General features: G+C 64.2%; 18 protein-coding genes. 13 read left to right on the top strand and 5 right to left on the bottom strand.

Going from position 1 to position 14,845, the window contains the following annotated elements:
* Positions 1-90: 90 nt before the first annotated feature.
* The 6 genes from leuD (at position 91) to ACUCV3_RS21635 (ending at position 4,107) form a co-directional block, all read left to right on the top strand.
* Entirely contained in the window at positions 91-684 is a 594-nt protein-coding gene (gene leuD, locus ACUCV3_RS21610) for a 3-isopropylmalate dehydratase small subunit (RefSeq protein ID WP_004210902.1), read from the top strand.
* Between the two features lie 57 nt (positions 685-741).
* Positions 742-1,065, top strand: a complete 324-nt coding sequence (locus ACUCV3_RS21615; RefSeq protein ID WP_004210904.1) for a DUF1476 domain-containing protein — start codon at positions 742-744, stop codon at positions 1,063-1,065.
* 13 nt (positions 1,066-1,078) lie between these two features.
* Positions 1,079-1,312 carry a BolA/IbaG family iron-sulfur metabolism protein gene (locus ACUCV3_RS21620; RefSeq protein WP_004210906.1) on the top strand — a complete coding sequence of 78 codons (234 nt, stop codon included), beginning with the start codon at positions 1,079-1,081 and terminating at the stop codon, positions 1,310-1,312.
* Positions 1,313-1,376: 64 nt separating this feature from the next.
* Positions 1,377-1,709, top strand: a complete 333-nt coding sequence (grxD, locus tag ACUCV3_RS21625; protein ID WP_004210908.1) for a Grx4 family monothiol glutaredoxin — start codon at positions 1,377-1,379, stop codon at positions 1,707-1,709.
* A 434-nt stretch (positions 1,710-2,143) separates the two neighbouring features.
* Positions 2,144-2,512, top strand: a complete 369-nt coding sequence (locus ACUCV3_RS21630; protein WP_004210924.1) for a BlaI/MecI/CopY family transcriptional regulator — start codon at positions 2,144-2,146, stop codon at positions 2,510-2,512.
* On the top strand, positions 2,509-4,107 hold the full coding sequence (locus ACUCV3_RS21635; protein ID WP_279730209.1) for a M56 family metallopeptidase: 1,599 nt from the start codon (positions 2,509-2,511) through the stop codon (positions 4,105-4,107). The genes ACUCV3_RS21630 and ACUCV3_RS21635 overlap by 4 nt, the downstream gene beginning before the upstream one ends.
* Before the next feature lie 6 nt (positions 4,108-4,113).
* Here ACUCV3_RS21635 and hemW read toward each other — a convergent pair whose 3' ends face one another.
* Complete coding sequence (gene hemW / locus ACUCV3_RS21640) at positions 4,114-5,289, bottom strand: radical SAM family heme chaperone HemW (RefSeq protein ID WP_026108726.1); 1,176 nt, start codon at positions 5,287-5,289, stop codon at positions 4,114-4,116.
* Positions 5,290-5,341: 52 nt separating this feature from the next.
* On the opposite strand from hemW, the gene ACUCV3_RS21645 reads away from it, so the two are divergent.
* The 3 genes from ACUCV3_RS21645 to ACUCV3_RS21655 all read left to right on the top strand — a co-directional run bounded on the left by ACUCV3_RS21645 (position 5,342) and on the right by ACUCV3_RS21655 (position 7,519).
* Positions 5,342-5,917: a CAP domain-containing protein gene (locus ACUCV3_RS21645; protein WP_010337592.1), complete on the top strand. Its 576-nt coding sequence runs from the start codon at positions 5,342-5,344 to the stop codon at positions 5,915-5,917.
* 115 nt (positions 5,918-6,032) lie between these two features.
* A complete protein-coding gene (locus ACUCV3_RS21650; protein WP_279730203.1) occupies positions 6,033-6,764 on the top strand; it encodes a hypothetical protein in 732 nt (243 codons plus the stop codon).
* A 134-nt stretch (positions 6,765-6,898) separates the two neighbouring features.
* Positions 6,899-7,519, top strand: a complete 621-nt coding sequence (locus tag ACUCV3_RS21655) for a CAP domain-containing protein (protein WP_279730201.1) — start codon at positions 6,899-6,901, stop codon at positions 7,517-7,519.
* 30 nt (positions 7,520-7,549) lie between these two features.
* Here ACUCV3_RS21655 and rdgB read toward each other — a convergent pair whose 3' ends face one another.
* Together rdgB and rph are read right to left on the bottom strand one after the other, a co-directional pair.
* Positions 7,550-8,179 (bottom strand): RdgB/HAM1 family non-canonical purine NTP pyrophosphatase, encoded by a 630-nt coding sequence (gene rdgB / locus ACUCV3_RS21660; RefSeq protein ID WP_279730199.1) that lies wholly within the window; start codon positions 8,177-8,179, stop codon positions 7,550-7,552.
* Between the two features lie 96 nt (positions 8,180-8,275).
* Positions 8,276-8,992, bottom strand: coding sequence for a ribonuclease PH (rph, locus tag ACUCV3_RS21665; protein WP_004210935.1), 717 nt, complete (start codon positions 8,990-8,992; stop codon positions 8,276-8,278).
* 96 nt (positions 8,993-9,088) lie between these two features.
* Here rph and ACUCV3_RS21670 point away from each other — a divergent pair, with 96 nt between their 5' ends.
* Entirely contained in the window at positions 9,089-9,625 is a 537-nt protein-coding gene (locus tag ACUCV3_RS21670; protein WP_279730196.1) for a DUF6438 domain-containing protein, read from the top strand.
* 159 nt (positions 9,626-9,784) lie between these two features.
* Here the strand turns inward: ACUCV3_RS21670 and ACUCV3_RS21675 are convergent, their stop codons facing one another.
* Together ACUCV3_RS21675 and ACUCV3_RS21680 are read right to left on the bottom strand one after the other, a co-directional pair.
* The gene (locus tag ACUCV3_RS21675; RefSeq protein ID WP_279730194.1) at positions 9,785-10,918 is read right to left on the bottom strand and encodes a hypothetical protein; all 1,134 of its coding nucleotides are present in this window, start codon (positions 10,916-10,918) and stop codon (positions 9,785-9,787) included.
* Between the two features lie 11 nt (positions 10,919-10,929).
* Complete coding sequence (locus ACUCV3_RS21680; RefSeq protein ID WP_279730193.1) at positions 10,930-11,265, bottom strand: hypothetical protein; 336 nt, start codon at positions 11,263-11,265, stop codon at positions 10,930-10,932.
* A gap of 639 nt (positions 11,266-11,904) precedes the next feature.
* On the opposite strand from ACUCV3_RS21680, the gene hrcA reads away from it, so the two are divergent.
* The 3 genes from hrcA (at position 11,905) to ACUCV3_RS21695 (ending at position 14,837) form a co-directional block, all read left to right on the top strand.
* On the top strand, positions 11,905-12,948 hold the full coding sequence (gene hrcA / locus ACUCV3_RS21685) for a heat-inducible transcriptional repressor HrcA (RefSeq protein ID WP_037510582.1): 1,044 nt from the start codon (positions 11,905-11,907) through the stop codon (positions 12,946-12,948).
* Positions 12,945-13,508 (top strand): nucleotide exchange factor GrpE, encoded by a 564-nt coding sequence (gene grpE, locus ACUCV3_RS21690; RefSeq protein ID WP_004210939.1) that lies wholly within the window; start codon positions 12,945-12,947, stop codon positions 13,506-13,508. The genes hrcA and grpE overlap by 4 nt, the downstream gene beginning before the upstream one ends.
* An 87-nt stretch (positions 13,509-13,595) precedes the next feature.
* The gene (locus ACUCV3_RS21695) at positions 13,596-14,837 is read left to right on the top strand and encodes a threonine synthase (protein WP_279730190.1); all 1,242 of its coding nucleotides are present in this window, start codon (positions 13,596-13,598) and stop codon (positions 14,835-14,837) included.
* Positions 14,838-14,845 lie beyond the last annotated feature (8 nt).

Genomic DNA, 14,845 nt, shown 5'->3' on the forward strand with positions numbered 1-14,845 from the left:
GGCGCTGGGCGCGCTGGCCAGTGCGGCGATGGCCGCGACGCTGGGCCGCGCTGAGGACGGTCCCGCGGTTGAGGCGAAGCGGGCGCACTGATGGACAAGCTGACTACCGTTGACGGCCGGGCCTATCCGTTCGGGATGAAGAATGTCGATACCGACATCGTCATCCCGGCGCACTGGCTCAAGACGATTTCGCGCGCCGGCCTTGGCAAGGGCGCGTTCGAGGTGCTGCGCAAGGAACCGGGCAATGTCTTCGACGATCCCGAATATGCCGGCAGCCCGATCCTGATCGCGGGCGACAATTTCGGCTGTGGCTCCAGCCGTGAACATGCCGCCTGGGCGCTGGGCGACCTGGGCATCAAGGTGGTGATCGCGCCGAGCTTTTCCGACATCTTCTCGGGCAATGCGTTCAAGAACGGCATATTGACAGTGGTGCTGCCGCAGGAGGCGATCGACCGGCTGATGGAAGTGGCGAAGACTGATCCGATCCATGTCGATCTGGAGCAGCAGAGCGTCACCACCCAATATCAGGATCGCTTCAGCTTCGAGATCGATCCGTTCCGCAAGCATTGCCTGCTGGGCGGCCTCGACGAGATCGGCCTGACCCTGGACGAGGCGGATGTGATCGACGCGTTCGAGGCGAAGGATGCGGCTTTGCGCCCCTGGCTGGTGCCGGCCGTTGCCTAAAGGCGCGGTTCCGCCTATCTCTGAACGCGACAGACGCATTTCAACAGGGCTTCACGCATGACCACTTTCGACGACCGCGAGCGCGCATTTGAAAATATGTTCGCGCACGATCAGGAGATGCAGTTCCGCATCCAGGCGCGCCGCAACCGCCTGCTGGGCGAATGGGCGGCCGCGAAGATGGGCCTGACCCCTGAGGAAACCGACGCTTATGCCAAGGCCGTCGTGCAGGCCGATTTCGAGGAAGCGGGCGATGAGGACGTCATCCGCAAGCTGCTGGGCGACATGACCCAGGCCGGCCTCGACATCGACGAAGCGGGCGTGCGCACCGCGCTCGACGAGCAGGCGGTGATCGCCCGCCGCATGTTCATCGAAGCGCAGTAAGGCAGGTATCGCCATGCCGATGGCAGCAGACGATATTGCCGAGATGATCAAGACCGCGATCCCGGATGCGCAGGTCGAGATTACCGACCTGGCCGGTGACGGCGATCATTATGCGGCGAAGGTCGTGTCCGAAAGCTTTCGGGGCATGAGCCGGGTGGCGCAGCAGCGCGCCGTCTATGCGGCGCTGGGCGGACGCATGGGCGGGGTGCTTCACGCCTTGCAACTGACCACCGCCGTTCCCAACTAACCGCCATAGCGACATATGCGTCCCGCCGCGCGGCGACGCCAGACAAAGAATTGGACCCAGTGAAATGACCGACGCCGTGCAGCAGCGGATCGCCGACATCGTCAACGGCAATGACGTGGTGCTCTTCATGAAGGGCACGCCGCTCTTCCCCCAGTGCGGCTTTTCCAGCCGCGCGATCGCGATCCTGGAGCATCTGGGCGTGAATTACGAGACGGTCGACGTGCTGCAGGACCAGGCGGTCCGCCAGGGCATCAAGACCTTCTCGGACTGGCCGACCATTCCCCAGCTCTATGTGAAGGGCGAATTTGTCGGCGGCAGCGACATCATGATGGAAATGTATGAAGCTGGCGAGCTTCAGCAGCTGATGACCGACAACGGCGTCGCTGCGGCGAACTGATCGCCGGCTCAGGGCGAAAGATCGAGGGGCGGTCCGCTGGTCGGGCCGCCCTTTTTCTTGTCTGCAGTGCGTGCATATGAAGCCGGCCAGGGCCGGTTCAATGTGCTGCAAGCCCGGCTGGCGATAAGGTCTGTGAAAGCTTCGGGAACGGCCACCGGGTGGGGGATGCCTGCGGAGACCGTGCCTGCATCCCCCGGGTAGTTGAACGGTGGGAATGCGGAAAGAGAAGCATCCGGCGTGCCAGACGCGGAAAGCCACGCATTCGTGCGTGGTGCAAGGGTTAATGCCGCCAGTCGTCCGTGGTTGTTTGTAAGGTCGCCCGACACTTTCGTCGAAAAGCCATTTGGGCCGAGCCGCTTTTCTGATTGACTACATCCGTAATCGATGCGACTACATGTGTAGTTGGAGAGTCGGAACAGGATCGGGATCGGGCAGTGAGCGAGAAGATCAGCGAAGCGGAACTGGTGGTGATGGAAGCGCTGTGGGAACAGGCGCCGGCAACCGCCAATGACGTCGCCGATCGCGTCACCGCCGAACGCGACTGGAGCCTGCAGACGGTCAAGACCTTGCTGTCGCGGCTGATGGCCAAGGAGGTGATCGCCGCCGACCAGGATGGCCGCCGCTTCCTCTATCGCCCGCTGGTGGCGCGCGAGGATTATGTGGCCAGCGAGTCCGGACGGCTGGTCAATCGCCTGTTCGGCGGTCGCATCTCTCCCCTGGTCGCCCAGCTGGCGAGCCAGGACCAGTTGAGCGCGGATGATATCGCGGAGCTTGAGGAAATCCTGAAGGGGTTGAAATCATGAGCGTCTGGATGGCCGAAATGCTGATCGCCACGACCCTGCTGATGGCAATGGTGATGATGTTGCGACGCCCGGTGGCACGCTGGCTGGGGGCGGGGGCGGCCTATTGGCTGTGGCTGCTGCCGCTGGCCCGCATGCTGTTGCCGACCTTGCCGCGCGAGGTTGCCGCGCCTTCGCCGCTGCATAATGTCGTGGACCAGGCGGGCCTGCCGGCGCTGCTGGAGATCGCGCCTTCGCCCGCGACACAGGCGGTCGCGACAAGCATCCCCTGGCTGGAAATGGCGATCGGCCTGTGGGCGCTGGGCGTCGTCCTGTTCCTGGTCGTACAGGCGATCGGCTATGCCCGGTTTCGCCGCGACATATTGGCCGGATCGACGCCGCTGGGCGAGGAAGGGCGCATCCGCCTGGTCACCAGTCCGCAGGCATCGGGGCCGCTCGCCTTCGGTATTTTCCGGCCCTATATTGTCCTGCCGGCCGATTTCGGGCTGCGCTATGACGCGCAGGAGCAGGATATGGCGATCGCCCATGAACGCGCCCATCATGAGCGCGGCGATTTGGCCGCCAACATGGTCGCGCTGCTGCTGCTGGCGCTGCACTGGTGCAATCCGGTCGCCTGGATCGCCTATCGCGCCTATCGTGCGGATCAGGAAACCGCCTGCGACGCGCGGGTCCTCTCGCTCTACGGCCAGGATCAGGCCCATGCCTATGGCCGCGCTATATTGAAGGCCGCCGGTGGTCGCCAATTTGCCGGCGCCTGCCATCTCACCCGCATCACCACGCTCAAGGGGAGGCTGAAAATGCTTTCGAGCCATGAAACATCGTTGAAGCGCATCAGTTGGGGCATGGCCGCCGTCGCCATGGTCGTCGCCACGGGCCTGGCCCTCACCGCATCGGGCAGCCGCGCCGCGCAGCAGATGGCGGCGATCACCGACAAGGTCGATCAGGCCGATTTTGCCAAGCTGACCAACCTGGTGTCGCAGCCCGTATCGGCGCGGGAGGCCCTGCCGCAGGCCGCACCGGTTCCCGCCGCCGCGCCGATGCCGGCGGCAGCGCCCGCGCCGGTGGCCCATGCCGATCGCGTGCCGCCTGCAGCGCCCGTGCCGCCGGTTCCGGCTGCCGACATCGTGCCCCCGGTTCCGCCGGTCCCGCCCGTGCCGCCGGTGACGGTGCGCAGCGAGCCGGGCCGGGTGATCGTCACCCATGCCAATGGCCGGGTCGAAACCCATCGCATCCCGACCGAGGCGGAGATTGCCCGCATGGTGCCGGTGGTCGACGTGCGCGAAGGCTGCGAGGGTGACAAGGTCACCAGCCATCGCGAATTTGTCGATGCCAATGGCCGCCGCAACATCCGGGTTCGCATCTGCGAGCGGGCGATCGAGGCGCAGGCCCGCAAGGCGGAGCGGATCGCCATGCTGAACGCCCGCGATGCAGAGCGCATGTCCCGCAATGCCGAACGGGCGGGGCGCAATGCCGCGCGCGCCGGGCTGACCGCCGCCCGTGCCCAGATCGCCGCCAGCCGCATGCCGGAAAGCGATCGGGCAGAGGCACTGCGCGACATCGACCAGGAACTGGCCGACCTAGATCGCAATCCGGACTGAGGCTTTTTAGACCGCCACCACTTCGGGCAGGATGGCGTCGAGCAGCAACATGCCCGCCGGGCTGACCTGAAGCCGGTTGCCGGTTCGCCAGACCAGCCCCAGATCATTCATCCGGTCGACCGCCCGATCATCCACCAGCGCGTCGATCGGCAGGCCCGAGAGGCCGGCGATCCGGGCCAGATCGACCCCTTCGCCCAGCCGCAATCCCATCAGCAGCGCCTCGCGCGCCTTGTCCTCGGCCTGCAGCGGCACTTCCTGTTGCAGGCCGTTGCCGTTGCGATCGACCGCGCCCATCCAGTTTTCCGGCTTCTTGTGGCGCAATGTCGCCATGCCGCCGCGGCGGCCATGGGCGCCGGGACCGATGCCGACATAGTCGCCATAGCGCCAGTAGATGAGGTTATGGCGGCTTTCCTGGCCCGGTCGGGCATGGTTGCTGATCTCGTAGGAAGGGATGCCGGCCTGCGCCGTCATCGCCTGGGTCAGTTCATAAAGGGTGGCGCCATGATCCGGGTCGACCGGTGTCAGTTTGCCCTGCGCGGCAAGCGTGGCGAAGCGCGTGCCCGGCTCGATCGTTAACTGATAGAGCGACAGATGGCCGGTGCCGAAGGAGAGGGCGCGCGCCAGCTCCGCTTCCCAGTCCGATTCGCTCTGGCCGGGGCGCGCGTAGATGAGATCGAAGCTCACCCGGTCAAAAATGCGACGAGCCGTGTCGAGTGCGCCCAACCCCTCATCGACGTCATGGGCACGCCCCAGGAAGGCCAGGGCGTCATTGTCGAGCGCCTGCAGGCCGAGCGACACGCGGTTGATCCCGGCGGCCGCCAGATCGCCGAAACGCGCGGCTTCCACCGAGTTCGGGTTGGCCTCAAGCGTGATCTCTATGTCGTTGGAAAAGCCCCAATGTCTTTCCGCTGCCTCGATCAGGGAAGCGGCGATGCGGGGCGGCATCAGCGACGGCGTGCCACCGCCAAAGAAGATCGAACGGAGCGGTCGCCGGCCGGTTTTTTCCGCCTCATGGGCAAGGTCGGCGAGCAGCGCAGCCTGCCACGCATCGGCGTCGATCCGGTCGCGTACATGACTGTTAAAATCGCAGTAAGGACACTTCGAAACACAAAATGGCCAATGAACATATAGGCCAAGAGCCTCGGTGAAAGCCGGTGGGGCGAGAAGGACTTCGGGTGACATGAGTGGACATATCTTTAGACGCGTTCAGCGCGGCCCGCTAGCGGCTGCACTGATGCTTTTCGGCGGGATGATCGCAGGGGCGGTCGCACCGGCATCGGCTTCGGTCAATCGCGACGTGTGGAATTATTATAATATCCAGCCGGCGCCGCGTTCCGACGCGATGCTGCGCCAGGTGGTGATGGACGTGCATAATCGCGAGCGCCAGTCGCTGGGCGTGCCCGCGCTGGCCTGGGACGATCGCCTGGCGGCCGATGCGGCCGGCTATGCGCGCCAGATGGTGCATACCAACCAGTTCCGCCATTCGCACGGCGGTGAGCGCGACGAGGAAATCGGCGAAAATCTGTGGATGGGGACGCACCGGGCCTATGGCTATACCGCCATGCTCGACGCCTTCATGGACGAACGCCGCGCCTTCGTGTTCAAGGCCCGCTTTCCCGATGTCAGCACGACCGGCAATTGGGAAGATGTCGGCCACTATACCCAGATGATCTGGCGCGGCACCCGTCGGGTCGGCTGCGCACTGGGCGAGGGCGCCCAATATGATTATCTGGTCTGCCGCTATTATCCGGCCGGCAATGTCTATGGCATGAGCCCGTTCGACCGCGACTTTGGCGGCTGGCAGGGCTGAAGGCCTTATCCCAGGCGGATCATTTTTCCTCTCTGTCGATTATGCCTTGAAGCGCAGTCGGCAAAAGGGGGGAGGAAAAATGCAGCCCGTTTCAAGAACAAGGCCATGGGCCTGCATGGGCACGGCGATTACGCTGCTTGCCCTTTCTGCGTGTGGTTCACCATCTCCCACGCCCGACAATCAGGGCGCTGCGCCCGCCGCGCCCGAAAACGCCTCCGCCAACGCCGCCCAGCCGGACAAGGCACCGGCCCCCCGATCCACCCAGGCCGACCTGTCGCCCCTGTCCTGCACCGCCGAGATCGGCGCCGCAGCGGCCGAGCGCCGCGTGAAGCTGTGCATCAGCGTTTCGCCCGCCACCCATCCGCCCTGCAATGCCGCCAATAGCTGTGCGATGATCGAGGATGAGATTGCGCGCAGTTGCGCCCTGTTCGATGGCCAGGGCGAGCCGATGGCGGGATGCGCGCCCGAACCCAAGAGCATGGCGGCCGCGGCGGCCGTAGTGCAGCGTTATTATGCGGCGATCAACGCGCGCGACTATGGCACCGCCTGGAGCCAGTGGGGCGAGAATGGGCCGGCAGGGCAAACGATGGAAAAATTCCAGGCCGGCTTTGCCGCCACCCGCGCGACCCATGTGACGATCGGCCGGATGACGCCGGGCGATGCGGGCGCCGGCTCCATCTACCAACCGGTGCCGGTGACGATCGACGCGGAACTGACGGATGGCACGCGCCAGCATTTTGCCGGCACCTATGTCGTGCGGCGCGTCAATGATGTCGACGGGGCATCGGCCGCGCAGCGGCGCTGGCATATCGATTCGGCGAAGCTGCGACCCGTTTCGTCGGAGTGACGTGGACAGGCGATCGCCTGTACCGGACTATTCATCCCTGCTTCACACGATCGGGCGTTTAGCCGCAGCATCGCGTTCCGAACCGGCCGGGCCGGGGGAGAGGCGCGGGTTATCGGGTCGAAAGAACAAAGACGATGCGCGGGTGGAAATGGGGGCTGGCCGTTGCGACGGCCGCCATGATGCTGGGGATTTTCGGTGGCAAGGGGCAGGCGGCGCCGGCGCGGCGCGCGCCCGGTCCGGCCGAACAATATGGCATGGAAGAGGCCGATCGCGACGATGGGCTGCTGCAGGACGTGGTTCTGGGCATGCATAATGACGAACGCAGCCGCTGGGGCCTGACCCCGCTCGCCTGGGACCGGACGCTGGCGGCGGATGCGGCGCGTTACGCGCGGCAGATGGCGCGGACCAACATCTTTGCCCACAGCCCGCGCGCGACCCGCGCGGTGCCGAGCGGCGAAAATCTGTGGATGGGAAGCCGGGGTCTCTATGATTACGAGGTGATGGTCGGCGCCTTCCTCAATGAACGGCGCTATTTCCGTCGGGCGGGCAAGATGCCCAATTTCAGCACCACCGGCCGCTGGCAGGATGTCGCCCATTATACCCAGATCATCTGGCGCGGCACCCGGTCGGTTGGCTGCGCTTTGGCCGAGGGCCGCAGCTTCGACTATCTCGTCTGCCGCTATTATCCCGCCGGCAACATGTTCGGCATGGGGCCGCTGGATGCGGCGCCGGTGCTGGCGGGCGGCGAGGAATAGGGGCGGCCGGGACCGCCCCCCCCCATCCGATCAGATCACTGTCTTCACCAACTGGGCGAAGGCGTCGGCGCGGTGGCTCATCGCGTGCTTGGCGTCCGGGTCCATCTCGCCGAAGCTGATGTCGTGGCCCAAGGGCTGGAACATCGCGTCATAGCCAAAGCCATTTGCCCCGCGCGGCGGCCAGACCAGCAGGCCGTCGACCCGGCCCTCGAACGCCTCGACATGGCCGTCGGGCCAGGCGAGGGCGAGGGCGCAGATGAAATGGGCGCCATGGCCGGCGTCCGGCCCCTTGGCCTGCACCCCGTCCCACACCTTCTGCATCGCCATGCCGAAGTCCTTGTCCGGCCCGGCCCAGCGGGCGGAAAAGAGACCCGGATCGCCGTTCAGCGCCTCGACGCACAGGCCACTGTCGTCGGCCAGCGCAGGCAGGCCGGAGAGGTCGGCGGCCTGCATCGCCTTCAGCTCGGCGTTTGCGATGAAGGTCGTGCCGGTCTCCTCCGGCTCGGGCAGGTCGAGCGACGCGGCGGAGATCGGCTCGATCCCATAGGGGCCGAGCAGCGCGGCGATTTCCCGCACCTTGCCGGCATTATGGCTGGCGATCACCAGCTTGCCTGGCTTCAGCTTGCGGATCGCCTGTTCCTGTCCAAAATCGTCGCTCATCTGGCTCTACCCTGTGTCGTTCGTTTCGAGCGTAGTCGAGAAACGCACGAATGCGCTATCTGCTTCTCGACTTCGCTCGAAGCGAACGGATTTCAATTACCGACCCGTCGCCACATCCTGCGCGGCGAAGATCTTGGCGCAGCCGATGCGGGCGAGGCGGAGCAGGCGGAGCAGCTCTTCCTCGTCATACGCCGCACCCTCAGCCGTGGCCTGCACTTCGGCGAACTTGCCGTCGCCGGTCAGGATCAGGTTGGCGTCGGTCTCCGCATTGCTGTCCTCGGCATAGTCGAGGTCGAGCACCGGCGTGCCTTCATAGATGCCGCAGCTGATCGCCGCGACCTTCTGGATGATCGGGTCTTCGCTGAGCGCGCCCGAGGCGAGCAGCTTGTCGACGGCGATGCGCAGCGCAACCCAGCTGCCCGAGATGGCGGCGGTGCGGGTGCCGCCATCGGCCTGGATCACGTCGCAGTCGATCACGATCTGGCGCTCGCCGAGCTTCTTGAGGTCGACGACCGTGCGCAGCGAGCGGCCGATCAGGCGCTGGATTTCCTGGGTGCGGCCCGACTGCTTGCCCTTGGCCGCTTCACGGCTGCCGCGGGTGTGGGTGGCGCGGGGCAGCATGCCATATTCGGCCGTGACCCAGCCCGAACCCTTGCCGCGCAGGAAGGGAGGTACCTTTTCCTCGATCGAGGCGGTGCAGAGCACGCGGGTGTCACCGAAGCTGACGAGGCACGAGCCCTCGGCATGGATGGTGAAGCCGGGTTCCATGGTGATGTCGCGCATCTGGTCGGGCGCGCGGCCGGAAGGACGCATAATATTCTACTCCGAAGCGGTCAGGTGGGAGCGCTTAGCGCCCGGTGGCGTCGCATGCCAGTGCCAAGCGCCAAAAGTTGCGATAAGAGGGGCGCCATGAAGAGAGCGATGATGATGGGGCCGGTTGCGATGTTGGCGCTGGCGGGATGCGTGACCGACCGAGAGAAGGTGGAGCTGGAGCCGCCGACGGCCGCTGGCGACACGATCCGCTTTACCGCCGGTCGCTGCTTCGGTGCCTGTCCCGCCTATACGCTGCGGGTGACGCCCGATGGCTCGGGCCTGCTGGAGCCCGAGCGCTTCACCTCCGTTCCCGGTCCGACCCGCTTCACCGTCAGCGCCGCGCAATATCGCCAACTGCGCACCGGCCTTGCCCCGTGGAAGCCGGCGACCGGCACGGCAAAGCGCATCGCCCAGGGCGAGAATTGCACCCGCTTCGCCACCGACATGCCGAGCTACACGATCGAATGGACGCGTGGTGGGGGAAAGGGCGGGGGCAAGGGCGCGAAACCGACCCGGCTCGATTTCCAGTCGGGCTGCATGGATAGCCGCTATGCGAAACTCCGCACGACGATCGGCACCATCCCCAAGATGCTGGGCATCGAACCTATGCTGAAGCCCAAGCCGGCGGGGTGAACGAGAGCTGTGCGATGCGATAGTGGGAGGATTACTGTGTCGTCTACCAAATGCCTAGCCTAGAACCCGCAGTCCACGATCTTGGGAGCTGGCAGATGCAAAGGACTGACCTTGGGATTTTTGAATCTCGGCTTCGTAATCATGCTCAGACGTGCGAGGTTATTTGTAATCGAAACTTGCCTTCAGAAAGAGACTCACCGTAAATTCTTCGTCCTCTGATGCTGTTTTGCTAGCATCTCGTGTGTACGCGAATTTGATGCCGGGCGAGATGACCGATTCATTTGCGATCACGAAATATACCGGTAGTTCGGCGCCCACATCACCCGAAAGAGCATCATAACTTCCGGTTGGGGCAATGCCAACACCGGCATTATCAGTCCCTACAGGAAAGAAGCGGCGATACTCGAACCGTCCAATGAGCGAGTCTTTCTGCTTGGGTTCTCCCGGCGCACTGTAAACACAATCATTGGTTGGATCGGTGACCACTGGTTTGCAGACGACGGCTTTGTCTTCCGTCTCATACGCATGTGCGTATTCGGCCTCGAGCCTCCAGGTGCTTACCGCGTCGGACGGATAGTAGGCTGCCGATAGCGCTGCGGAATATTCAGTTCGTTTGGCAGTTTTTTCATCGATGGAGCCGGGTTGGACATAATCCAACTCCTTGAATCCGACACTTCCCTTGAAGCCGATTGTATAGAAGCCACTATACAGCGCCCGCGCAAGACGAAGATCGGCATCGGGAAGATGGATGTGAATGAAATCTTCACTACGTGTCCGCAGTCCCAAGGCGCATTCTTGCTGTAAAGTCTTGCTGGTGCTAGCTTTTTTAAAGCACTTTTCAAATGCCTCCTGTAATAGCTTGCTATATGCTTCGGACTCTAGCTTTTTCGGATCGTTTCGATAATGCGAAAAGCTGAGGCCGGCAGTAAATTTCAGACTATTTGCGAGTGCGTCTAGCGTCGAATCCTTGAATAGATCGTCCCCGCCGCCAATTGGCACGTCAACGCCAAGTTTCCATAGTACTGCATCCTGAACGGTCTGTGCATCGCCAGTCACGGCGAGCGAGCCGCCGATCGAGGCGCTCGCCTCAGATTTCTCCTCGGAGACATCGAGCGAAGTGGCGATGTTACTCGTGATGGTATCAAAACGATCGCTTGGCGCGGGTGTTGCAAATTTCTCACCAACGAAGCTTGCACTGCTGTCCTGCGCATGAGCGGAAATTGTCCCGATCGTTACTACGCCAGTGAGGCCACAGCGAAGGGTGGTCGCGAAGAACTGGGCTAGAAACCGCATCGATAGCCCTTTCAGGTTCGGAAGAACCAGGTGTTGCTGGTCTGTGTCGTGGTTGTCGGCACCTTAAGCGAAAGTGGCCAGGATTTGCCCGCAGGATAGAAGATTGCGGACGGACTCGTGACGCTCGCTCCGACTTTGCGTCCGGGGCCCTGGAGTGCCAGTCGCAGGCCATATTCGCCGCTCGGGAGGTCTGCGCTTGAGAAATGGAACTTCTTGTCGTGCTCGCCGACGAATTTGAGATCGTGGACGATGAGATGGACATCGTTGGGTGCCCAACTCAGCAACTGTACGAACCAACCGACTTCGGATCCGTCATCGTCTTCCACCGTAACCGTAATCGACGTCATTTGCGTTCTCCCCCTCCCGGACCGCAGCCGTCAACAATATTAGAACGCTACAGTAACGATATTTGAATCGTCAAATAAAATCGCAAAAAATTGGTACGGGTTTGCGTAAGTAAAATTGTCTCATTTTAAATATTTGATATATTACAATTTTATTGTAATATTGCTAAATGTATAAAGCGCCGGCGGGTGCCGCGCTTGTTTGTATCGAGCGCGCAAAGCTGAAATTGATTCGAGGTGGCGTCCATAGATGGGGGGGCGCTACCTCTCCATGACGTCGCTGGCGGCCTCCTTGAGCGAAGGGCTGTTTTCAGTGAGCTGGACGCTCAACCTGAACGGCCGGCAGGGTGCGTTATTGATCCGCCCCTCTGGCTGGCGCTATCGACTGCTTGGTCAGGCCCAGACATGCGGCGGTGCGGCATCGAATGAACACGTTCCGAACGGCTGTCGTGGGGATGGCGCAAGGTCTGCGCATGGGCGGCGAAAATTGGCTGCCGAGAGTCAGAGGGCTTTAGCCGATGCCGCAACATTGTGATCGGCAATATGGTGGTTATCCCGTGTCGGTCGTCCGAAGCCACCATTCCCCACTCACCCCCAATCTCCCCCGTTGAGCCGCGCGGGAAAGCCGCCTACATCATCGCCATGGCCGCCACTGCCTCCATCGCCGAACTGAATGACCGCGCGCGCGACGTGTTTCGCATGGTGGTGGACAGCTATCTGGGCACCGGGTTGCCGGTGGGGTCGCGCACGATCAGCAAGATGGGGCTGAGCCTCTCGGCCGCCTCGATCCGCAATGTGATGCAGGATCTGGAGGAACTGGGCCTGCTCGCCGCGCCGCACACCTCGGCCGGGCGGATGCCGACCGAGACCGGGCTGCGGCTGTTCGTCGACGGGATGATGCAGGCAGCCGAGCCGTCGGTCGAGGAGCGCCGCGCGATCGAGGCGGGGCTGGCCGAGGGCGGGCCGATCGAGGAGGCGCTGTCGGCGGCGACGGCGACGCTGTCGGGGCTTTCCGCCTGCGCCGGCATCGTCATGGTGCCCCGGCGCGAGCCGGTGCTGCGCCAGTTCGGCTTCGTGCCCTTGAATGACCGGCAGGCGCTGGCCGTGCTGGTCGGGCAGGACGGGTCGATCGAGAATCGCGTGCTCGACCTGCCGCGCGGGGTGACGCCATCGATGCTGAACGAGGCGGCCAATTTCATGTCGGCGCGCTTTGGCGGGCTGACCCTGCGCCAGGCCGGCGACCTGCTGGCGCGCGAGATGGAGCAGGAGCGCTCCACGCTGGAGGGCGCGGCGCGTGAGCTGGTGACGCGCGGCATCGCGATCTGGAGCCATGATGCCGATGACCGCCCGGTGCTGATCGTGCGGGGGCAGGCGCATCTGATCGACGATGGCACCGCCGCCGACCTCGACCGGGTGCGGCAATTGCTGGAGCAGCTGGAGGGCAAGCAGGAGATTTCCCGCCTGCTGGAGAGCGCGCTGGCGGGCAGCGCGACCAAAATCTTCATCGGTTCGGAAAACAAGCTCTTTTCCCTTTCGGGTTCATCGGTCATAGCCGCCCCCTATCGCGGCGGGGACGGCCGGGTCGTCGGCGTGGTCGGCGTGATCGGCCCCACGCGCTTGAACTATGCCCGAGTGATCCCCATGGTGGATTTCACCGCACAGACGCTGTCGAGATTGATGAGATGAGCGAAGACAAGCAGACTATCGAAAATACCGAAACCCTGGACCAGCTGCCCGAGGAGGAGACCCCCGTGGACGCCCCTGAAAACGCCAATGCCGAGCGTATCGCAGCGCTGGAAGCCGAGCTGGAAACGGCCAAGCAGGACATTCTATACGCCCATGCCGATACGCAGAATGTGCGGCGCCGGCTGGAGAAGGAACTGGCCGACGCGCGCGCCTATGCCGCGACCAGCTTTGCCCGCGACATGCTGTCGGTTGCCGACAATCTGGGCCGCGCGCTGGCCGCCATCCCCGCCGATCTGCGCGAGGACGACAAGTTCAAGGGGCTGGTGACGGGCCTGGAAGCCACCGGCCGTGAGCTGGAGGCGGTGTTCGGCCGCAACGGCATCACCAAGATCGAATCGGTCGGCCAGCCGCTCGACCCGAACAAGCATCAGGCGGTGATGGAATTGCCGTCGGCCGACGCCGAGCCGGGCACCGTGCTGGTGGAGATGCAGGCCGGCTACAGCATCAAGGACCGCTTGCTGCGCCCCGCCATGGTCAGCGTGGCGAAGAAGCCGGACTGACAAATATCCGCCCCGTTCGGGCTGGATCGGTCAGGGTCCCCCGTGGGGCCGCGAACGCACCGAATCCTTGCCCGAACGGAGGCCCTTTTGCTGCACGATCTCAACCTCACCACCGACCGTCCGACCTTTGTCACCCATCTCGAATGTTCGCTGACCGGCGAGCGTTATGAGGCGGATCGGCTGCATGGGCTGTCGGCGGCGGGCAAGCCGCTGCTGGTGCGCTATGATCTGGATGGCGTGCGGGCCACGCTGACCAAGGAAGCGCTTGGCAGCCGGCCGATGGACCTGTGGCGCTGGCGCGAATTGCTGCCGGTGCGGCAGACCAGCAACATCGTGAGCCTGGGCGAAAATGCGACGCCGCTGATCCCGCTGCCGCGCACGGCCAAGCGGCTGGGCGGCGCGCAACTGCTCGCCAAGGATGAGGGGCGGTTGCCGACCGCGTCGTTCAAGGCGCGGGGCCTCGTCATGGCCGTCTCCATGGCCAAGGAACTGGGCGTGACCCAGGTGGCGATGCCGACCAATGGCAATGCCGGCGCGGCGCTGGCCGCCTATGCCGCCGTTGCGGGCATGGAATCGATGATCTTCTGCCCGGCCGACACGCCCGAAGTGAATGTGCGCGAAATCGCGGCGCAGGGCGCGCGGGTCTATCGCGTCAACGGCTATATCGACGATTGCGGCGCCATCGTCGGCCAGGGCGTCAAGGAACGCGGCTGGTTCGATTTCTCGACCCTGAAGGAACCCTATCGGATCGAGGGCAAGAAGACGATGGGGCTGGAACTGGCCGAGCAGCTCGGCTGGGAACTGCCCGACGCGATCTTCTATCCTACCGGCGGCGGCACCGGCCTGATCGGCATGTGGAAGGCGTTCGATGAGCTGGAGAAGATCGGCTTCATCGGTCCCAAGCGCCCCAAGATGTTCGCGGTGCAGGCCGAAGGCTGTGCGCCGATGGTCCGCGCCTTCGAGCAGGGCGTGGAATTTGCCGAGCGCTGGGAGGATGCCCAGACCATCGCCATGGGCATTCGCGTGCCCAAGGCGGTGGGCGACTTCCTGATCCTGCGCGCGGTGCGGGAAAGCGGCGGCGCGGCGCTGGCGGTGTCGGACGCGGCGATCGCGGCGGCGGTGCGCGACGTGGCGCGCGACGACGGGCTGCTGCTCTGCCCCGAGGGCGGGGCGACGCTGGCGGCCTACAGCCGAGCGCTGGACGAGGGGCTGATCGGGCGGGATGAACGCGCGGTGCTGTTCAACTGCGCCAGCGGCCTCAAATATCCGCTGGAGGACCAGAGCCGCACGCTCGACCGGCACGCGCCGATCGATTTCGCGTCGCTCTGATGTCCTGA

Source organism: Sphingobium sp. VMM (assembly GCF_056790315.1).